The organism is Chryseobacterium sp. CY350, from assembly GCF_027945075.1.
Lineage (GTDB): Bacteria > Bacteroidota > Bacteroidia > Flavobacteriales > Weeksellaceae > Chryseobacterium.
The window spans coordinates 993,708-1,012,990 of sequence record NZ_CP116034.1 but is presented as its reverse complement, the minus strand read 5'-3'; the positions used below and the strand labels follow the sequence as shown (position 1 = coordinate 1,012,990).

Below are 19,283 nucleotides of genomic sequence, written 5' to 3'. Positions count from 1 at the left end.
GATACTTTCGATGGCGAATACATAGTTTCTACCAATAATGGTAAAACTAATTTAACAGGAACACAAGGTAAAAAAATATCAGACTTACCAGATCCAAAAGCTGATATTTCAAAAGCTACGTTATTTTTAAATACATGTAATTCAAATAATCCGGATGATTCACCAATGACTGCAGGGACAACATTGGCAAAAGGATTCAGTAGAGATACCGGAGTTGATAAAGTTAGAGGAACAAACAAAAAAGTTAATTTTAACAGTTCTGGTCAGGCAACTACTCAATGGTATTATGGTGGAGTTTGGCAATATTTTAAAAACGGCCAATCACCATCACAAACAATGAGTCTTCCGTCTGGGAACTTTAGAGTTTATCCTTAAAAATTAACTTATGAATAAAAAAATAATTTTAGGAATATCTTTTCTATTGATAATATTTTTACTCTTTTATTTTATTAATAAAGAAAAGAAAGTTGATACTGAATTTGTAGGTGAATATAATTTTAAAATTTTTAATGATTCCCTATACAAACAATCACATTTAGATGGTAAATTGGGATATATCATTTCTTATGAACCTCGATTAAAAAAAATTGGAATAGATTTAGAGGCAAAAGATGAGCTAAATAAAAAAGATGAATATATCTTTACAATGTCATTTCCAATAAAAAATGTAATAGAATATGATGATGGAATTGATTACGTAAAAAAGACACCTATAAAAGTTGAACTAGATTCTACGAAGGCTGCAAACAAAATATATGTTTATAGATTGAAGGATCAAAATAAATACAGACTTATGTTGCCGTAGTCTTCCCGAACAGATAAATAAAAAACCTCGCAAAATGCGAGGTTTTTTGTGTTATATAAGTTCTGTTTTGTATACGGAAACAGAACATTATTGCAGCAATATTTTTAAGTTTAGAAGTTTTAAGAGAAGCACCAAAAGCCTTCCTGTAATGGGTTTCGTGAAACATTGAAGATGATAGCTGGACTAAAAACTATACCTGGTATGACGGAAAAGGAAGACCTGTCGGAGCCTACTCTATCAATCATCTTGGAGGCTACACCAAAACTGAATCTGAGCTGGATTTTGCAGGTGCAGTATTGCAAATGAAAACCTATCATAAAAGATTGGCTACAGATACCGAAAAAGTGATCACTGAAACTTTTACCTACGATCATCAAAACAGATTGCTGACCCATAAGCATAAAATTGATAACAGGGCAGAAGAAATTTTGTCTCAGAATGTATATAATGAGCTCTCGCAACTGAAAACGAAAAGAGTTGGCGGTACAGTTTTAGGAATGGGACTTCAGAAGGTAGACTACACCTACAACATCCGCGGTTGGATGACGCAGATCAATGATCCTGCGAATTTGGGAATTGATTTGTTCGGGTATAAAATAAAATATAATCAGGTAGACGGACTTGAAAATCCCAATACTGATTTTATGGATCTCAAGGTAAAGCCCAAATTCAACGGGAATATTGCAGAAGTAGACTGGCGAACAGCAACAGAAGAGAACGAGCCTTTGAAAAGATACGGATATGTTTATGATAATTTGAATCGTCTGTCTGCAGGATTTTACCAGAAAGAAGGTTCTGAAGCCTCCAAAGAATATTTCGAAAGAATGGAATATGACCGCAACGGCAATATCACAAGATTACAAAGATCTGCAGGTTTGCTTTCGGGAAGCACCACGGCATTATCAATCGATAATCTGAAATATGATTATTCAGGTAACAGGCTGACTAAAGTGACCGAAGAACAGATTGGCAACAGCAATGGTTATCCTTCTTTATCTACCCATAATACAATCACTTACGATGATAATGGCAACATGATTACTCATAAAGATAAAGGGATTGCATCTATAGAGTATAATTTTCTGAATCTTCCCGACAAGATCAATGGCATGCCGGGAAAATTCACCAAAACAACTTTTTATAATTATAGAGCAGATGGAGTAAAAGTCTCAAAATCTTATTATCAAGGGAATAGTGTAAAATCAACAATTTATTTAGATGGTTTTCAGTATGTAACCTCACCTTCAACTGTTCTGGTTGCTGGACTTCAGTTTGTTCCTACTTCTGAAGGCTATTTTGATTTTGAAAAAAATCTGTACATTTACAATTATACTGATCATTTGGGGAATATTCGTTTGAGCTATGCCGATTCTAATCATGACGGAGGAATTTTGCCACGTGATATGAATTCACAATATTGCGAAGATATGGGAGACGGTAATATGGCATGTTATGATGTCTGGATGCCGGGAGAAGTTGTGGAAGTCAACAATTATTATCCTTTTGGATTGATGCATAATTATACAGTAACAACGATGAATAGTTATCAAATGAAATATAATGGAAAGGAGCTTCAAGAGACGGGAATGTATGACTATGGAGCAAGATTTTATATGCCGGATATTGGTAGGTGGGGAGTCGTGGATCCGCTGGCGGAACTAATGACTCGTCATAGTCCTTATAATTATGCTTTTAACAATCCTGTAATTTTTATTGATCCTGATGGAAGGGCTCCTCTTACGGACTATACGGTTAATAAAAAGACAGGACAAACTAAGCAAGTTGGTGAAACCAATGATGATCCAGATAGAATAGTTAAATCAGATAAAGAAGGTAATGCAGTTTTAGATAAAAAAGGTAACGTAAAAGTTGAGGTAGATAATATTGCAAAAGGTATTTTAAAAGATGGTCAAAATTTTAAGACTAGTGATAATGTAATAGATGTGGGTGGGAAAGGTCAACCAACATTAGCACAGGCAAAAGATTTTGCAATTAAATTATCTAATTACGTTGGAACCGAAATATCAGGTGCATTTTTGTCTCAAGATAGTAGTAAAGACGCAGCAATTAGTAAATTTTATATTGATAAATATAAAAATAATACTTATAGTAAGTCTTACCCATCTTTACATCAATGTTATTCAGGAAATAATCCAAGTCTTAATAATTTTTTTACAATAACAGATTATCATGTGCATCCAACTATGGGATATGATAGAAGAACTATTGAATCTGCATCACGCTCAGATATAGATTTTAAAAATGATATTAATAATAAAAAAATGTTTTATAATTTTATAATTTTAACTCAAGAAGCAAACTATCCTTATGGTGTTCAGGAAATTGATTATACAAATGATTAGAATGAGAAATTATATATACATAATAGTTTTGGCTTTTACTGCTCAAAACTGTTCAACATGGAAAAAAGAATTAATCAAGACTGGAAATTATGAAAAAGCAATTAATAATGCTATTATAGATTTTTGTCATACTTCTTCACTAGCAAAAAAAAATGATGCGTTTTCTATTTATTATAAAGAATATAATTCTGGAATTATTGGAGTTAGTATTTTAGGTGATGATAATAAAATATATATTGTAAATGGATCCCCCACAGGAGGTATTGAAGATCAATATACTGAATTTGGAAAAAAACTATTTTATTGGTATGATGATAAAAAAGGAAGAGATCCTAAAATTATTGAAAAACTGTCTGAATATAAAGTTATTGACTCTGTAAAAGTTTTGACAGAAGATATGGGATATATTAGAGATGATGCAAAAAAAGCAGTAAATTATTATTTCTGTAAAGATAACCTTTCTGTATATAAAAAAGAGATGACTTCCACTGCGATGCCTAAACAAATCACAAATGATTTAAATTGTAATGTCGACATAAAGGTCTCTAACGTTCATACACATCCTAAAGAATAAATAAACAATAATAACTCCCCTCGCTACCGCACGATTTTATCGTGTGGCAGATAATAAAAAAACCTCGCAATTACGAGGTTACTATCAGTATAAGTACAACGGAAAGGAGTTGCAAGAGACGGGTATGTATGATTACGGAGCTAGATTTTATATGCCGGATATTGGAAGATGGGGGGTTACAGACCATTTAGCGGAAAAATACCGAAGATGGTCTCCTTATACTTATGTAATAAATAACACAATTCGATTTATTGATCCCGATGGAATGCAAATTATGGATCCTATTTATGGTTTAGCTAGTGCATTTAGCAATAGACTTAAATTAATAGGTAATGATGGTAAAAACACAGGAAAAGTTTACATAGCAACAGGAAGTGTTAGAAGAGACGTTGAGAAGGCAACAAAAAAAGGGGAGAATTATACAGGGGATTTGTCGGATAGTGGAAAGATAGCACTTATTCCTACTGGAAGTAGGCTGAATAGTGTTCGCGAATCTATTTCCGATACTAAAAAGTCAGGACGAGAAAATGGAGGATATGCATTTAAAGGTGATAGCAAACCTACTAGGAGTAATGAAGGAGGAGCTGCAAAACAATATGAAAATGAGAAGGGGCAAATTGTTACAGAAGCTGGAATGAAATTATTTCAAGGGGGAATTCCTAAAGATGCATCAAATTTAGAAATGTATTGGCATGATCACCCTGATGTTAAACTTTCTACTACTAAGCTAGGACATTCAAATCCTTCAGGTGCTGATTATGATGTTCAAGGAATTTTAGAAGATCGAGGCTACAATGGAAATGCATTTGTGGTTGGAACTGGTACTAATAGTGTTACATATTACAATGGAACAGGTAGTGTTGTAACTGTTAACCTAACAGATTGGGAAAATGCGGGTATAAAAGCTACTATGGATTATGTACAATCTATCGTTAATAATCTAATAATAAAATAAAATCATGAGATATATTATTCTTTTCATTTATATAATAGCATCTTCTATATGCTTCTCTTGCCAAACTAAAAATGTGGCAAATGATATTATATCAAAAAATAAAAAACTTTATAATTCATTGTATAAATCAAATGGAAATGTTTTTTCATTAGGCTCTTTATCTTTTGAACATTCTTATATGTGGAGTTATTCTAATGATGAAATAAATATTTATAATTTAGAAAAAGGTAAAGTAATATCAGAAAAAAAAATAAAACTTCAAAATCAAGGTAATAATAGATGGCTACAAAATCCTTTAAAAGACGATACTGGTATAGATAATTGTATTGCTACTGATGGATTTACATTAATGTATAAAGTTGTAAATAATGATTCCTACATTGAGAGAAGATTTCCTGTAATGTATGACTGCATGAAAAATTCGAAGTATGAAACTGATTTTTTTACAAAATTAATAGAAGATATGAACTATTATCAAATTGGATGGTTAAGATCTAATAATTAATTTAAGATTATAATTATAAGTACAATGGCAAGGAACTCCAAGAGACCGGTATGTATGATTATGGTGCGAGATTCTATATGCCGGATATTGGAAGATGGGGTGTGGTAGATCCACTGGCAGAGAAAGCTCCAAATTTATCCCCATTTAGATATGGATATAATAATCCTATAACTTTTACAGATCCAACAGGAATGCTCGAGGACATTTATGAGGTTGATAATGACGGGAATCTAGCATGGAAAGCAGAATCAGACAGAGATGTAATTTATGCTTCAAAGAATTTTGACAGTAGTGGAAATTTAAAAGCAGAGAATGATGGTGGTGTTGATGTGGGTGAGAAAGGATTTATAGCAAAAAATTCAGGTTCGGAAAAAGTAGAAATTACCAATGCCTCTGGCGATACTATTGAAAAAAAATATGATTATATAAAATTTGGAAGTAATAGTGAAACAGCACAAAATGTTTTTGATTATTTAGCTGAAAATACTAATGTTGAGTTTAATCGAAATGTATTTACAAATAGTAAAAATGATAAATTTAGTTTTGTAGGAACTATTCATATAGAAGATAAAGTTGCCTTAGTTATGTTAGGCAATCAATTAATAGAATCCGAACATAGTCATCCTGACCCTTATTCAAATTCACCGAGTGGCTTCAATGTCGACTATTCTCCAGAAACTGGAAAATTTAGCTACAGTCATGGCTTGCAAAGTGGAGATATGAAAGTAGCAGGGAAATATCCAAATGCTAAATTTATTATGTATTCTCCAAATTATATACAAGGGGCACTTAGAATAAATTTTGATGGTCAAAAGATAATATCCATAACAAACCAAGGCAAAAAATAAAATGAAAAGAATAATTCTAATTGTAACATTATTTTTAGTTAGCTCTTGTAAAGCTCAGCAAAAAAGTATTATATCAGTAAATGATATTAATCTGACTGAAAATATTATTAATCAATTTTCTGAGAAGGCAAAAATAAAAATTGATAATTCTGTTTTTGCATTATATTTTCAAGAAAAACCAGATATTACAGAAGTGGATAACGATAACATAAATAAGTACATATATAATGGTCTTACAATTACCATTTGTAGATTTGAAAATCAAAATCAAATAAATGAATTTAGGAAAGATTATGATGTTTATAGAAAATCTGTAAATGCGTTTTATATTTTTGATAAAGATAGCAATCCAAAATTATTTGAAAAATTCAGGAAAAATAAATTAGAACAAATCAATATTGAAAACTCTTATGAAGGCTATGATCCTAAATCATGGGTACTACACTTTAATTCTATGGGGAATTTAGAAAAATGTAATCCATATAATTGTAACTAAATATATTTGAATCACTATGTAATCTCCACGTAGAATGCTTATAAGTATAAGTACAATGGCAAGGAACTGCAAGAGACCGGAATGTATGATTACGGAGCGAGATTCTATATGCCAGATTGGTAGATGGGGTGTTGTTGATCCGTTGGCAGAGAAGTATATCTCTCTAACTCCATATAATTACACTCTAAATAATCCAATTAGATATGTAGATCCTGATGGTAGAGACGGAGGAGTAACAGGTACAGGAACCATAGATGACCCTTTTATTGTGACAGCAAATTATTACCACTTTGGTTTAACCAAAGAACAAAAGCAGGGTTTAGGAGCATCAATCTCTACTTATAATAATAATGGAGTTGCAAGAGAAATAAATACCGAAGGAGGAAAAATTTATGCAATATTTAAGCTTTCAGCAACGGAATCACAAAGTATGGATGCGGCAATTGCTTCTGCTAAATCTGACAAAGTTGAAAACAGCGATGGTACTGTCACAAGATTAGGAAACTATATTTCTAATGGAACCGTTGATGCTGCTAATACGGCTGAGGCAGATAGACAAAGTATTGTATCAGATGCAAATAAAGTAATGGCTTCGAAGGATTGAATTATGCCAGTAAATTTGAACATGATTTTAACCACGAAATAGGTCATAATCTAGGAGGTGTACACGGAGATCCTGGTTTGATGATGGATACAACAGATGATATACTGATAACAACTTCAGGATCTAAAAAAATCACAACCTTTAAAGGCTCACCGATTACCAATGATGCTATTAGAGCGATTATTGGTAGAACTGATATGACTTCTATAACACCTAAAGGAAATGTGAGTGGATATGGGGTAGTGGAATCTAAGTATATCACCCCTGCCGAATCACAGACTCTTAAAGCAATGCCAAGACAGTGTGGTTCAAATGGTAGATTAAAATCAATTAAATAATGGATATGAAAATAAAATACTATATACTGTTAGTTTTTTTTGGAATCAATTTATTTTCACAAAATAAAATAGACTTAAAAGAACAATGTAAGCTTCAGTATGATTCTATATTTAAAGATTATTTTGGAGAAAAATTTTTTAAAAAAAATATTCGATTTGATGAAGAACAATATTTTTTAAGAGTGTTAGATACTGTTGACGTTAAAAGTGAGGACGATGATATGTTTATATCTTTTTTAGTTAATAAAAATAATACGGAATTTTTAAAAAAAATATATAAAGCACAATATTTTGATTATCTGGATTATTATAATTACAGTTTTTTGTACAAAGGAAAACCATTTTCACAAATGACATATACTTGCGAAACTGTTAATAAAAAAGAATATTCTGATTATGAATACAGATTCATAATGAATTATTACAATAAAATAAAGAATAAAGAATATATATCGCCTAGAAAAGCACTAAAAATTGCTAAGGCAAATGGTTTGAAAAATATCTGCTATCAATCATTAACAAATGCAAGTTTTTATAATAAAAATCAAGATGTATGGCAAATACAGGACTGTAGCAATGAAAAAAGATCTAAAGTGATTGAAGTAAATCCTAAATCTGGAGAGGTTTTAACCCTTTTCGAGAGAGGTTATAAAGAAGGCGAAAAAGCTGCTTATTGGAATTTATTAAAATAATAAATATGAAAATAAAATATTGCATTTTATTTCTTTTTTTAAGTATAACTATTTTCTCACAAGATAAAATTGAACTGAAAGAACAATGTAGATTACAGTATGATTCTATATTTAAAAAATCTTTTGGTGAAAGATTCTTTAAAAAAAATATAAAATATTATAAAAATAAAAGCTCCATTAATGTTTTGACTAATGATCCAAATAATGAACAATATGATAATATATTCTTGAATATTGAAAATCATTCAGAAATAAAAAAGTTTATGGATAAATATCCTAATTTCGACTATCTTGAATATTATCAGTACGGCTTTTTATATAAAGGTAAGCCATTTCATGAAAGCACATATACTTGTGAAACTGTTAATAAAAAGAATATTCTGATTATGATTACAAATTTATAATGAATTATTATAATAAAATAAAAAGCAAAGAATATTTATCACCCAAAAACGCGCTGAAAGTTGCTAAAGCAAATGGGTTGAAAAATATTTGTTATCAATCATTAACAAATGCAAGTTTTCATAATAAAAAAAGAGATGTATGGTATATTCAAGATAGTTCGGATAGTAAAAAAATAAAGGTAATTGAATTAGATCCTAAAAATGGAGACGTTTTGAGCAGATATGATAAAAGTTATGAAAATGGAGCAAAAGCAACTTATTGGGGATTATTTAATAAAAATAAATGATCTGGTCTATTTGAAAATATACGTTTGAGCTATGCCGATTCCAATCATGACGGCGGGATTTTGCCACGCGATATGAATTCAAAATATTGTGAAGATATGGGAGATGGTAATATGGCATGTTATGATTACTGGATGCCGGGAGAGGTTGTGGAAGTCAATAATTATTACCCTTTTGGGTTGATGCATAATTACACTGCAACAACTATGAATAGGTATCAATATAAGTACAACGGGAAGGAATTGCAGGAGACCGGAATGTATGATTACGGGGCAAGGTTCTATATGCCGGATATTGGTAGATGGGGTGTTGTAGATCCGCTGGCGGAGAAATATAGAAGGCAGTCTACTTACAACTATACTGTAAATAATCCAATTCGTTTCATTGACCCAGATGGACGTGGTGTAGAATATTTTGGCAAAGAAGCAGAAAAGAAAGCGCAGCCTCTTGAAAAAACATTAGTTAATAAGATAAACGAATTACAAAAAGGAAATGCTAGTGATAAAGGTGATAGAATTGCTGAATTAAATAAATCGAAATCTGATATTTCTGATATGCGAAATGATAAGACCACAGAATATAAATTTGATAAAGCAGGTGGAAAATCGGATGGAAATAGTATCAATGAACATATAATACAAGACAGACTGGCAATGGAGAAGTAACAATGTACGTTGGGAATGATACAGCATTGACACTTCACGAAGTGAAACACGGAGGACAAAACGCAAGAGGCGAATATAATATTGGAACAGGTCAGGGTTATGGCGTTAATGATGAAGTTGCTGCATATAAAGCACAATATTCATTCGATGGAAAATTTATTTATAACTCTCATAACATTAAGGATCAGGGAAATATTTTAAATCAAACTTTATTTAAAAGCGGAATTTTTCCAACAACTACAATCTCTAATATTAGTAGTGTTAATGCTAATATGGTTAATGATATTGGTGTATCCGCTCAATCACCGCGTATTCCTGGATTTATTGGAGTCATTCCATTATATCCGCCTGAAGGAATACCAGATCAACAATTTAATTCAAATTAATTAAGATGAAAGAAAATATTTTAGTGCTATTTTTTTCGCTAACCTTAATATCTTGTGGTAGTTATCGTGAATATTCTTTTAAAGATAGTTTCAAAAATAATTATCAAATTAAATTGTTGAACAATAATAAAAGTGTAATCTATTTAACTAAAAATGATAAAAAAATAGACTCTACTGAAATTCTTTATAAAAAAGAGTCATTGAAATTACATTTATCAAAAATTAAATTTAATTCTTTTACACAAAGTAATAAATATGTAAAAAGTGTAAAAAAAATTAAAACAATTATATTTGGTAAAGAAACATCCTATAAATTAGATTTTAAAATTTTCGAAAATAATAGATTTGCAATTGTAGGCAATAATCTTTCAGTGATTGATAGTATATGGCTCAAGAACTCTAACGACAACGATGTGTCACGATAGAGAAATTATGGAAAAAAACCGCTACGCAAAGTTTGCTCCTTTAAAGATAAAAAACCTCGCAAAATGCGAGGTTTTTTTGTGTTTTTATACAGCAGAGACATTATATTAAAGAAATCTTTAAACCTTTTAGTAGTAAGCATTTTATCGATGATTTTAAAGACGGTGCTTTTATCTTCTTCGTCTAGCTGCTGAATGAGTTCCATTTGCTCGAGAGTCGATTTATCTTCTATCACAATCTCTTTAGGAATTATATTTTCATTGTAATTAATAATCTGATCTGTGGTAAGATTAAAAAGTTTAGCCATTTTACTAAGTTCCGAAACCGTAAGTTCTCTTAATCCTTTTTCAATTTTGGAGTAAGTAGATTTATCTACGCCAATGTACAAAGCCAGTTCCTTCATGGTTTAAGAGAAAGCAATTAAGAAATAGCATCAATTCAAAAACCCCTGCTCCCGAATCCTCACACAATACTCACTCCCCAAATACAAAGGATCACCATGCTTTTCAGACCAGAATCCATCTAAAATATCTTGAGAAAGACAGCGGTATACCGCGACACCTTTGTATATTTTCTGGCCTTCACCTTCGTAACTGAAATTGATGATCAGAATCTGGTCTTTGTAAAAACCTGTACCATGTTGAATGTGATCACCGATGATCCATTCGGCTACGATGCGGGCGTTTTCATCCACTCGTAAAGTCAAAAAACCATGATAAATGCTGCTGTTTTCTTCCTGGTTAGTTCCCTGTATCGAATAGTTTCCTGCGAGATCGTTTACGGTCATCGGATTATTTTTTTGGGTGACAAATGTAAAACTTTTATTCTGCTGAATGATATTTAAATGTTTTTGTTAAACTTATTTTGCTTTAGATTTGCCATTATGTTGTACTTTATTATCGTCATCAATCTGATCACTTTTTTTACTTTTTCATTAGATAAATGGAAAGCTGTAAAAAACAGAAGAAGAATCTCAGAGTTTTCTTTATTGATTCTGACATTTATTGGAGGTACGATAGGAGCCGTTCTGGCAATGGTTATTTTCAGACATAAGGTTTCAAAGACGAATTTTTTGTTGAAAATAGGTTTAATCATTTTAGCACAGATTTTTATAGTAATATTTTTCAACCTTAAAATATTGAACGTTGAAAATGTATTGTAACTTTAACATTCTTTAAATATATATTCCTTTATCACGGCATCATTTTTTCTTACTTAATGGCATAACATCAAAAAATAAAATAATATGTCAAAGAAAATTGCAATCTTAGCAACAAACGGATTTGAAGAAAGCGAACTGAAATCTCCAAAAGAGCATTTGGAACAGCAAGGCTGGACAGCTCATATTATCAGTCCGGAATCTGGAAGCATTAAAGCTTGGGCAGAAAAAGACTGGGGAAATGAATATAATGTTGATAAAACTCTTGATGAGGTTTCTGCCACAGAATATGATGCGTTGGTATTGCCAGGAGGAGTCATTAATCCGGATCAGCTTAGAACAAATGAAAAAGCATTAAGTTTTGTACGCGACTTTTTCAGCCAGCACAAACCAGTTGCTGCGATTTGCCACGGTCCGCAAATTTTGATTAGTGCAGATGTTGTAAAAGGTAGAAATCTTACTTCTGTAAATTCTATTGGCATTGATCTGAAAAATGCTGGCGCGGTGTGGGAAGACAGTGAAGTTGTTACCGATAACGGTTTAGTTACCAGCAGAACTCCGAAAGATCTTCCGGCTTTTAATGCTAAGATGGTGGAGGAAATTAATGAAGGCAAACACGAAGACCAAAACGTTTAAGCAAATCGTGTAAGCAATACATAAAAGACTCGGATATTTTTATCTGAGTCTTTTTTATATTAATGTAGAATAGCAATAATTAAATATTTGATTCTAAACGTTGCTTTAAACATTAGATTTAGTTAAGATCTGAACCTTTATTACTCTCCAAAAACCTTTAACTTTCCAAAAGCTTCTCATTATGAATTTGTTAATTAATAAAACTTTTTATGGTTAATTCATTAAAAATCACTAATTTCGCACCCGTAAAAATCATTCATGCAAAACATTAGAAATATTGCGATTATCGCACACGTTGACCACGGTAAAACTACTTTGGTTGATAAAATAATCCACGCAACAAGCGTCTTTAGAGACAATCAGGAATCTGGAGATTTAATAATGGATAATAACGATCTGGAGAGAGAGCGTGGTATCACTATTTTATCAAAAAATATTTCTGTAATGTACCACGGTACAAAAATTAATGTTATTGATACACCTGGTCACGCCGATTTCGGTGGTGAAGTAGAGCGTGTATTAAAGATGGCAGATGGTGTACTTTTATTAGTAGATGCTTTTGAAGGACCAATGCCACAGACAAGATTCGTATTGCAGAAAGCTTTAGAATTAGGTTTAAGACCGGTTGTTGTAATCAATAAAGTAGATAAACCAAACTGTCGTCCGGATGAGGTTCACGATAAAGTTTTTGACTTATTTTATAACCTGGATGCTACCGAAGAACAATTGGATTTCCCAACATTCTATGGTTCTTCAAAGCAAGGTTGGTTCAATACTTCATTAGAAGAAACTGACAATATTTTCCCTTTATTAGACGGAATTTTGGAACATGTTCCTGCTCCTGAAGCTAAAGAAGGTCCTTTAAGAATGCAGATTGTATCTTTAGATTTCTCTTCTTTCTTAGGAAGAATTGCTATTGGTAAAGTTATTCAGGGTTCTGTAAGTGAATCACAATGGATCGGTCTTGCGCAGGAAGATGGTAAAATCGTAAAAGGAAAAGTAAAAGAATTATACGTTTTCGAAGGTTTAGGTAAGAAAAAAGTTACTGAAGTTAAGGCCGGAGATATTTGTGCAATTGTTGGTTTTGATAAATTCCAGATCGGTGATTCATTCGTAGATTTAGAAAATCCGGATCCATTGCCAAGAACTGCAATTGATGAGCCTACGTTGAACATGACGTTCTCAATCAACAACTCTCCATTCTTTGGAAAAGATGGTAAATTTGTTACTTCAAATCACCTGAAAGAAAGATTGATGCGTGAGTTAGAGAAAAACTTAGCATTAAGAGTTGAGCCTACTGAAGATGCCAATACATTCCTCGTATTCGGTAGAGGTATTCTTCACTTGTCAGTTTTGATCGAAACAATGAGAAGAGAAGGGTACGAAATGACGATCGGTCAGCCGCAGGTTATCCTTAAAGAAATTGATGGTGTGAAATGTGAGCCTTACGAAAGTATGGTGGTAGATGTTCCTGAAGAATTTGCTTCAAAAGTAATCGACTTAGCAACACAGAGAAAAGGTGACCTTCACATTATGGAAACTAAAGGTGAAATGCAACACTTGGAATTCGAAATTCCTTCTAGAGGTTTGATCGGATTGCGTTCTCAGATGTTGACGGCTACTGCTGGTGAAGCGATTATGGCTCACCGTTTTGTAGATTACAAACCTTTCAAAGGAGCAATTCCTGGAAGATCTGTTGGGGTATTGATCAGTAAATCTCAAGGTCCTGCAACTGAATATTCTATTGCTAAATTACAGGATAGAGGTAAGTTTTTCGTTGATCCGGGCGAGGAGATCTACGCTGGAATGGTGATCGGTGAGCAAAACAAGCCGAATGATATGGTAGTAAACATCGTAGAAGCAAAACAGCTGAACAACATTCGTGCTGCAGGTAAGGATAAAGATGGTAACATCGCTCCGAAAATCCTTTTCTCTCTTGAAGAATGCATGGAATATATTCAGGGGGATGAAGCGATCGAGGTAACTCCAAACTTCATCCGTATGAGAAAGAAAGTACTTTCTGAAGAAGAAAGAAAAAGAATTGAAAGAGGAGCGAAAGCTTAATCTGACATTCTTAAATATATCTAAAGCCTCGATTTTCGGGGCTTTTTTTGTTGGGTTTGAGCAGATGAAACTTATTCGGTCTTCGCGGCTAAATTTTTGTAGTTAAACTAAAATGTTCAAGTATAAGTCACTATTAATTATTTTACTGTTATTTCTGTTCGTTACAAGTTGTGACGGATTAAAGATGCCTAAAAGTATTTTCGAAACCTCGGAACGGGCAAAATATGAACGCAGCTTTTCCGGATCCGACAGCCTCATGAGTGGTTGGAAAAAAAGCTTCTCTTCCGCCAAAGTAAATCATTTAAAAATAAAAGATGGTTCATCATTAACCGTTTTTAACTCGAGTTCAGAGGCTTTGGGTTATTCTATCGAACTGGAGAAAGGAGATTTATTGATCATTGAATCCGACCTATATAATTCAGATAAAAAAATATTTGTGGATCTTTTAGATCACAATACCGGAGCAGAAACAACGAAAACCGACCTTATCACAAATAATCGATTTTTAAAAAACATTGATCATACAGGAACATACAAAATTATTCTACAGCCGGAAATTGATAATGCGGCGACATTTAAAATAAAAATCTACACACAACCATCTCTGCATTTCCCGGTAGCAGGAAAAGGAAATAAAAATGTGCAGAGTTTTTGGGGAGCGAGCCGTGACGGTGGCGGCAGAAGTCATGAAGGTGTAGATATTTTTGCGCCACGGGGAACGCCTGTAGTGGCCGTTGCTGAAGGTTACATTATAAGAACAGGAAATCACGGACTCGGCGGTAAGCGAGTTTGGTTGCGTGACAATGCTATTGGAAATTCTCATTACTACGCACATTTAGACAGTGTTCTTACACAATCCGGGAATCTTGTGAAAGTCGGTGATACTCTTGGTTTAGTAGGAAACACAGGAAATGCAGCAGGAGGAGCCACGCATCTGCATTTTGGGATTTATTCTACTGGTGGCGCAGTGAATCCCTATCCGTACATTCGTCAGCGTGCTATTCCTAAGTTTATTGGGGAATCAAGTTTTGAAAAAATGTCAGGAAGATTTGCTAAAGCAGGAACTCATATTCGGGCTGGTTCTGGCACACAGTATGAAATATTATCCACAATTGATCAAAAAACACAGGTCAAGATTCTTGCATCAGATGGTCTTTGGTCTCATGTGAAACTTTCTGACGGTCGTGAAGGATTTATCAGTGAAGGAAGGCTAGAGTAGTGATTTGTTGGTGTTCGTTTAATTATTAAAAAAATAAATTTATTTTGTTCAAAAGCTTTTAGCCAAATTTTTAGGGATGATATTTTTAAAATCATCTTTATATTATTAGTTTTGCCTTTTAACAATTCAGAAATTCTTTCTTAAGATCATCTATGAAAATCTCTAAAATAAAATTAGTCTCTATATTAAGTCTTTTAGCGTCATTCGCAACTTCTTGTGCTGCGTCGAATAATTCTGTTAAAACCAAAACAGTTGCTAAAACCAAAACTTCTACAATTAAAACTCCGGATCCGAAAACAGTTCCGCAGATCTCAACAACCATTATCGAAGAAGATTTTAAAGTAAATCTTCCCGCAATAAACAGAGAATTTCGTGGTGCCTGGATCGCAAGTGTTGCGAATATCAATTGGCCATCAAGAAATAATCTTTCTGTCGAACAGCAAAAAATGGAAGCCATCAATATGCTGAATATGCTCCAGGAAAATAATTTCAATGCAGTTATTTTTCAGGCGCGACCTTCTGCGGATGCCTTATATACAAGTGAACTGGAACCGTGGTCTTATTTTTTGACCGGAAAAACAGGTGAGGCACCTTATCCAAACTATGATCCGCTGCAGTTTTGGATCGAAGAATCTCACAAACGCGGGATGGAGCTTCATGTCTGGCTAAATCCCTACAGAGCGCATCATTCTAACGGTGGAGCGGTCTCAAGCCAATCGATGGTGAATAAACTTTCTGATCTTACGGTTAGATTAAAGAACGGGATGTATTGGTTTGATCCTGCGAATCCGAAAACTCAGGGTCATGTTTCCAATGTCGTTAAAGATTTGGTGAAAAGATATGATTTGGATGCCATTCACTTTGATGATTATTTTTATCCTTATGCAACTTACAACAGCGGAAGAGATTTTCCCGATTCTGCAAGCTGGAATGCTTATATAAATTCCGGAGGAACTTTAACACGGGCAGACTGGAGAAGAGACAGTGTTAATAAATTTGTCGAAAGAATTTATAAAGAGATTCATGCAGAAAAAAGTTACGTAAGATTCGGGATCAGCCCGTTTGGTATTTGGAAACCGGGATTTCCGGAAGGAGTAGTTGGTTCTTCACAATTTGACGAGCTTTATGCTGATGCGAAATTATGGTTAAATAAAGGCTGGGTAGATTATTTTTCACCTCAATTATATTGGCCTATAGAATCAAAAGGTCAGCCTTTTGGTTCTTTATTAAACTGGTGGAAATCAGAAAATACCATGAACCGTCATCTTTGGCCGGGACTGAATACTGTTGAAATCAGAGTTTCTGACAAACCAACAGAAATTAAAAATCAGATCGAAGTTACAAGACAGATATTAGTAAATGATGCAGGCGAAATTCACTGGAGTATTGCCGGGCTCACGAAAAATTCAAATATGCTTCCGACTTTGAAAAACGGACCGTATAAAGAAAAAGCTCTCACGCCAAAAAGTCCGTGGATAAAATCTGTTCCTTTAGATAAACCTACACTTTTCACCAATGAGAATGGAGTCTCTATCCAGACAAGCTGGAGTTCTAAAAATATAAAAAATGTGTTCCAATGGGTGCTTTTTACTCAATATAATGGAGTTTGGGAAACAGAAATTCTTACTTTAGAAAACCTTTCAAAAGAAATTGCCAAAACAAAAAACGGAAAAACTCTTACTGCGATTGCTATTAAAGCGATTGACCGTTTGGGAAATGAAAGTGATTATATGGCAAAGAAGGTGAAGTAGGTAGAAGATTTCAAAAAATAATAAAATAAAATATACTAAGTCAGTTCAAAACATTGAGCTGGCTTTTATTTTAGATTGACTATAAATTATTTAGCTAAAACAATGATATATAATTGGTTATAGATCGTCGAATTTGAATTATCATTAAATACTATTTTCTCGGAATCATTTTTGTATCCTTTATAGCAATCACTAAAAAAATATATGATTATGGATACTAATAGACTTTCACCTGAGCTAGAAAAAGCATTGAGTGATCAGATGAACAAAGAAATACATGCTTCTCACACTTTTTTATCTTACGGAATCTGGGCAGATGACAAAGGTTACGGAGGAATTGCAAATTTTCTCTACAGACACGCACAGGAAGAAAGGAATCATTCAATAAAATTTATGGAATACGTTCTGAACCGTGGCGGAAAACCAAAAGTAGATGCAATTCCTGCTCCGCCAAATGATCCTAACTCGCTCACAGAATGTTTTGATAGTGTTTTCAGACATGAAGTTGATAATACGACATCAATTTACAGAATTGTTGATCTGTCTCTAGAGCAGAAAGACTGGGCAACGTGGAACTTTATGCAGTGGTTTGTAAAAGAACAGATTGAAGAAGAAACTCTTGCGCAAAACCTTATTGATAAATTAAAAATTGCAGGTGGAGACAGAGCTTCAGGCGAATCATTGTTCTCTCTGGATAAAACACTAGAATCTGCTCCGGATGATGTGAAAATGGCGCAAGACGCTACAGGAGATAATCCTTAAAAATACAATTGAAATTTTATTATTTCTCAAAATCTGCCAATTTCTGGCAGATTTTTTTATTATGAATCTCTGTTTAAAATTTGTATCTTTGCACGCTTAAAGTTGAAGCTTTCAGATTGGAATTGAAATCTCTGATGTGTTTCAGATTCTAAACTTTAAAGATAAAACTTTTAATATTACAATATGAAACCGAAAGGTGACATAACATCAATAAAATAAATTTCGTTATGAAATGTGGAATCGTAGGCTTACCCAATGTAGGTAAATCAACTCTTTTTAACTGCTTAAGCAATGCAAAAGCGCAATCTGCCAATTATCCTTTCTGTACAATTGAACCGAATTTAGGAACAGTTTCGGTACCGGATCAGAGATTATTTGAGCTTGAAAAACTGGTGAATCCTGAGAGGGTTTTGCCGGCTGTTGTAGAGATCGTTGATATTGCAGGTTTGGTAAAAGGAGCGAGTAAAGGTGAAGGTCTGGGAAATCAGTTTTTGGCCAATATTAGAGAGTGCGAGGCGATTATTCATGTTTTAAGATGTTTTGAAAACGGGAATATTATTCACGTAGAAGGTTCTGTAGATCCGATGAGAGATAAAGAAATTATCGACATCGAGCTTCAGTTGAAAGACTTAGAAACTGTTGGTAAAGCAGTTGAAAAAGCTAAAAAATTCATTAAATCAGGAAAGAAAGAAGATATCCTGACTTACGAGACGCTTCATAACCTTGAAAAATTTATCGAAGACGGAAAAAATGCCAGAGAATTCCCAATGGATGATTTTGCAGCATCAATTATAGCAGATGTTCAGTTATTGACCAATAAACCAGTTCTTTACGTTTGTAATGTAGACGAAAATTCTATTAAAAACGGAAACGAATGGATTGCCAAGATCGAAGAAATGGCTCAGAAAGAAAAAGCTGAAGTAGTAGTTTTAGCTGCTCAAATCGAAGCAGATATAAACGAATTGGATACGTTCGAAGAAAGAGAAATTTTCCTGGAAGAATTAGGTTTAACGGAACCTGGCGTAAATCGTTTGATCAGAAAAGCGTACGATTTATTAAAACTTCAAACATATTTTACAGCTGGAGTAAAAGAGGTGAGAGCCTGGACAATCGGGCAAGGCTGGACGGCTCCTCAAGCTGCAGGTGTGATTCATACTGATTTTGAAAAGGGTTTTATCCGCGCTGAGGTTATAAAATACAATGATTATGTACAGTACGGTACAGAATCGAAAGTAAAGGAAGCTGGAAAGCTTTCTGTTGAAGGAAAAGAATACATCGTGCAAGACGGTGATATTATGCACTTCAGATTTAATGTTTAAAAATATTAAAAGTTAGTTATATAGTATTTT

At 33.3% G+C, this 19,283-nt stretch carries 22 protein-coding genes and 3 pseudogenes; 23 read left to right on the top strand and 2 right to left on the bottom strand.

The annotated features are described in order from the left end of the window. Window positions 1–385: 385 nt before the first annotated feature. From PGH12_RS04670 to PGH12_RS04600, 16 genes and pseudogenes are all read left to right on the top strand, one after another. A complete protein-coding gene (locus tag PGH12_RS04670; RefSeq protein WP_267600126.1) occupies window positions 386–805 on the top strand; it encodes a hypothetical protein in 420 nt (139 codons plus the stop codon). Window positions 806–1,107: 302 nt separating this feature from the next. Continuing rightward, window positions 1,108–3,168: an RHS repeat domain-containing protein gene (locus PGH12_RS04665; RefSeq protein ID WP_271286799.1), complete on the top strand. Its 2,061-nt coding sequence runs from the start codon at window positions 1,108–1,110 to the stop codon at window positions 3,166–3,168. 1 nt (window position 3,169) lies between these two features. Further along, entirely contained in the window at window positions 3,170–3,742 is a 573-nt protein-coding gene (locus PGH12_RS04660; RefSeq protein WP_267600119.1) for a hypothetical protein, read from the top strand. 82 nt (window positions 3,743–3,824) lie between these two features. Next, a pseudogene (locus PGH12_RS19110) lies at window positions 3,825–4,010 on the top strand (RHS repeat-associated core domain-containing protein); the annotation flags it as partial. Window positions 4,011–4,701: 691 nt separating this feature from the next. Beyond that, window positions 4,702–5,202 carry a hypothetical protein gene (locus tag PGH12_RS04650; RefSeq protein ID WP_271286797.1) on the top strand — a complete coding sequence of 167 codons (501 nt, stop codon included), beginning with the start codon at window positions 4,702–4,704 and terminating at the stop codon, window positions 5,200–5,202. 8 nt (window positions 5,203–5,210) lie between these two features. After that, window positions 5,211–5,399 (top strand): annotated as a pseudogene (locus tag PGH12_RS19105) (RHS repeat-associated core domain-containing protein); the annotation flags it as partial. After that, complete coding sequence (locus PGH12_RS04645; protein WP_442867867.1) at window positions 5,394–6,050, top strand: JAB-like toxin 1 domain-containing protein; 657 nt, start codon at window positions 5,394–5,396, stop codon at window positions 6,048–6,050. The pseudogene PGH12_RS19105 and the gene PGH12_RS04645, both read left to right, overlap by 6 nt. A 1-nt stretch (window position 6,051) precedes the next feature. Further along, complete coding sequence (locus tag PGH12_RS04640) at window positions 6,052–6,546, top strand: hypothetical protein (protein WP_267600128.1); 495 nt, start codon at window positions 6,052–6,054, stop codon at window positions 6,544–6,546. A 33-nt stretch (window positions 6,547–6,579) separates the two neighbouring features. Continuing rightward, window positions 6,580–6,793 (top strand): annotated as a pseudogene (locus tag PGH12_RS19100) (RHS repeat-associated core domain-containing protein); the annotation flags it as partial. A gap of 353 nt (window positions 6,794–7,146) precedes the next feature. Continuing rightward, window positions 7,147–7,488 carry a hypothetical protein gene (locus PGH12_RS04630; RefSeq protein WP_267599327.1) on the top strand — a complete coding sequence of 114 codons (342 nt, stop codon included), beginning with the start codon at window positions 7,147–7,149 and terminating at the stop codon, window positions 7,486–7,488. A gap of 5 nt (window positions 7,489–7,493) precedes the next feature. Further along, window positions 7,494–8,180 (top strand): hypothetical protein, encoded by a 687-nt coding sequence (locus tag PGH12_RS04625; protein ID WP_267599326.1) that lies wholly within the window; start codon window positions 7,494–7,496, stop codon window positions 8,178–8,180. Window positions 8,181–8,185: 5 nt separating this feature from the next. Then, a complete protein-coding gene (locus PGH12_RS04620; RefSeq protein WP_267599325.1) occupies window positions 8,186–8,584 on the top strand; it encodes a hypothetical protein in 399 nt (132 codons plus the stop codon). Further along, window positions 8,584–8,871 (top strand): hypothetical protein, encoded by a 288-nt coding sequence (locus PGH12_RS04615; protein ID WP_267599324.1) that lies wholly within the window; start codon window positions 8,584–8,586, stop codon window positions 8,869–8,871. The genes PGH12_RS04620 and PGH12_RS04615 overlap by 1 nt, the downstream gene beginning before the upstream one ends. Before the next feature lie 24 nt (window positions 8,872–8,895). Continuing rightward, window positions 8,896–9,534: an RHS repeat domain-containing protein gene (locus tag PGH12_RS04610; protein ID WP_271286794.1), complete on the top strand. Its 639-nt coding sequence runs from the start codon at window positions 8,896–8,898 to the stop codon at window positions 9,532–9,534. Window positions 9,535–9,536: 2 nt separating this feature from the next. After that, window positions 9,537–9,920 (top strand): hypothetical protein, encoded by a 384-nt coding sequence (locus PGH12_RS04605; protein WP_267599323.1) that lies wholly within the window; start codon window positions 9,537–9,539, stop codon window positions 9,918–9,920. 5 nt (window positions 9,921–9,925) lie between these two features. Continuing rightward, window positions 9,926–10,345, top strand: a complete 420-nt coding sequence (locus tag PGH12_RS04600) for a hypothetical protein (protein ID WP_267599322.1) — start codon at window positions 9,926–9,928, stop codon at window positions 10,343–10,345. Window positions 10,346–10,350: 5 nt separating this feature from the next. On the opposite strand, the gene PGH12_RS04595 is transcribed toward PGH12_RS04600, so the two are convergent. After that, window positions 10,351–10,746 (bottom strand): helix-turn-helix domain-containing protein, encoded by a 396-nt coding sequence (locus PGH12_RS04595; protein WP_267599321.1) that lies wholly within the window; start codon window positions 10,744–10,746, stop codon window positions 10,351–10,353. Between the two features lie 30 nt (window positions 10,747–10,776). Further along, window positions 10,777–11,130: a hypothetical protein gene (locus tag PGH12_RS04590; protein WP_267599320.1), complete on the bottom strand. Its 354-nt coding sequence runs from the start codon at window positions 11,128–11,130 to the stop codon at window positions 10,777–10,779. Between the two features lie 96 nt (window positions 11,131–11,226). Here PGH12_RS04590 and PGH12_RS04585 point away from each other — a divergent pair, with 96 nt between their 5' ends. The 7 genes from PGH12_RS04585 (at window position 11,227) to ychF (ending at window position 19,253) form a co-directional block, all read left to right on the top strand. Then, window positions 11,227–11,505, top strand: a complete 279-nt coding sequence (locus tag PGH12_RS04585; RefSeq protein ID WP_267599319.1) for a DUF1294 domain-containing protein — start codon at window positions 11,227–11,229, stop codon at window positions 11,503–11,505. Between the two features lie 84 nt (window positions 11,506–11,589). Further along, window positions 11,590–12,138 carry a type 1 glutamine amidotransferase domain-containing protein gene (locus PGH12_RS04580; RefSeq protein WP_267599318.1) on the top strand — a complete coding sequence of 183 codons (549 nt, stop codon included), beginning with the start codon at window positions 11,590–11,592 and terminating at the stop codon, window positions 12,136–12,138. A 258-nt stretch (window positions 12,139–12,396) separates the two neighbouring features. Continuing rightward, complete coding sequence (typA, locus tag PGH12_RS04575) at window positions 12,397–14,202, top strand: translational GTPase TypA (RefSeq protein WP_267599317.1); 1,806 nt, start codon at window positions 12,397–12,399, stop codon at window positions 14,200–14,202. A 184-nt stretch (window positions 14,203–14,386) separates the two neighbouring features. Beyond that, window positions 14,387–15,421, top strand: coding sequence for a M23 family metallopeptidase (locus tag PGH12_RS04570; RefSeq protein ID WP_267599316.1), 1,035 nt, complete (start codon window positions 14,387–14,389; stop codon window positions 15,419–15,421). Between the two features lie 152 nt (window positions 15,422–15,573). Next, complete coding sequence (locus tag PGH12_RS04565) at window positions 15,574–17,172, top strand: glycoside hydrolase family 10-like protein (protein ID WP_267599315.1); 1,599 nt, start codon at window positions 15,574–15,576, stop codon at window positions 17,170–17,172. A 210-nt stretch (window positions 17,173–17,382) separates the two neighbouring features. Next, window positions 17,383–17,934, top strand: a complete 552-nt coding sequence (locus PGH12_RS04560; RefSeq protein ID WP_267599314.1) for a ferritin — start codon at window positions 17,383–17,385, stop codon at window positions 17,932–17,934. A gap of 227 nt (window positions 17,935–18,161) precedes the next feature. Beyond that, window positions 18,162–19,253 (top strand): redox-regulated ATPase YchF, encoded by a 1,092-nt coding sequence (ychF, locus tag PGH12_RS04555; protein WP_267599313.1) that lies wholly within the window; start codon window positions 18,162–18,164, stop codon window positions 19,251–19,253. The last annotated feature ends 30 nt before the right edge of the window (window positions 19,254–19,283 follow it).

Excerpts from the sequence above, each read along its gene's own strand:
- typA (WP_267599317.1), top strand. The coding sequence starts at position 12,397 with ATGCAAAACATTAGAAATATTGCGATTATCGCACACGTTGACCACGGT.
- PGH12_RS04660 (WP_267600119.1), top strand. The coding sequence starts at position 3,170 with ATGAGAAATTATATATACATAATAGTTTTGGCTTTTACTGCTCAAAAC.
- PGH12_RS04590 (WP_267599320.1), bottom strand. The coding sequence starts at position 11,130 with ATGACCGTAAACGATCTCGCAGGAAACTATTCGATACAGGGAACTAAC.
- PGH12_RS04565 (WP_267599315.1), top strand. The coding sequence starts at position 15,574 with ATGAAAATCTCTAAAATAAAATTAGTCTCTATATTAAGTCTTTTAGCG.
- PGH12_RS04625 (WP_267599326.1), top strand. The coding sequence starts at position 7,494 with ATGAAAATAAAATACTATATACTGTTAGTTTTTTTTGGAATCAATTTA.
- PGH12_RS04620 (WP_267599325.1), top strand. The coding sequence starts at position 8,186 with ATGAAAATAAAATATTGCATTTTATTTCTTTTTTTAAGTATAACTATT.
- PGH12_RS04570 (WP_267599316.1), top strand. The coding sequence starts at position 14,387 with ATGCCTAAAAGTATTTTCGAAACCTCGGAACGGGCAAAATATGAACGC.
- PGH12_RS04670 (WP_267600126.1), top strand. The coding sequence starts at position 386 with ATGAATAAAAAAATAATTTTAGGAATATCTTTTCTATTGATAATATTT.
- PGH12_RS04580 (WP_267599318.1), top strand. The coding sequence starts at position 11,590 with ATGTCAAAGAAAATTGCAATCTTAGCAACAAACGGATTTGAAGAAAGC.
- PGH12_RS04595 (WP_267599321.1), bottom strand. The coding sequence starts at position 10,746 with ATGAAGGAACTGGCTTTGTACATTGGCGTAGATAAATCTACTTACTCC.
- ychF (WP_267599313.1), top strand. The coding sequence starts at position 18,162 with ATGAAATGTGGAATCGTAGGCTTACCCAATGTAGGTAAATCAACTCTT.
- PGH12_RS04600 (WP_267599322.1), top strand. The coding sequence starts at position 9,926 with ATGAAAGAAAATATTTTAGTGCTATTTTTTTCGCTAACCTTAATATCT.
- PGH12_RS04615 (WP_267599324.1), top strand. The coding sequence starts at position 8,584 with ATGAATTATTATAATAAAATAAAAAGCAAAGAATATTTATCACCCAAA.
- PGH12_RS04605 (WP_267599323.1), top strand. The coding sequence starts at position 9,537 with ATGTACGTTGGGAATGATACAGCATTGACACTTCACGAAGTGAAACAC.
- PGH12_RS04645 (WP_442867867.1), top strand. The coding sequence starts at position 5,394 with ATGCTCGAGGACATTTATGAGGTTGATAATGACGGGAATCTAGCATGG.
- PGH12_RS04650 (WP_271286797.1), top strand. The coding sequence starts at position 4,702 with ATGAGATATATTATTCTTTTCATTTATATAATAGCATCTTCTATATGC.
- PGH12_RS04585 (WP_267599319.1), top strand. The coding sequence starts at position 11,227 with ATGTTGTACTTTATTATCGTCATCAATCTGATCACTTTTTTTACTTTT.
- PGH12_RS04560 (WP_267599314.1), top strand. The coding sequence starts at position 17,383 with ATGGATACTAATAGACTTTCACCTGAGCTAGAAAAAGCATTGAGTGAT.
- PGH12_RS04640 (WP_267600128.1), top strand. The coding sequence starts at position 6,052 with ATGAAAAGAATAATTCTAATTGTAACATTATTTTTAGTTAGCTCTTGT.
- PGH12_RS04665 (WP_271286799.1), top strand. The coding sequence starts at position 1,108 with ATGAAAACCTATCATAAAAGATTGGCTACAGATACCGAAAAAGTGATC.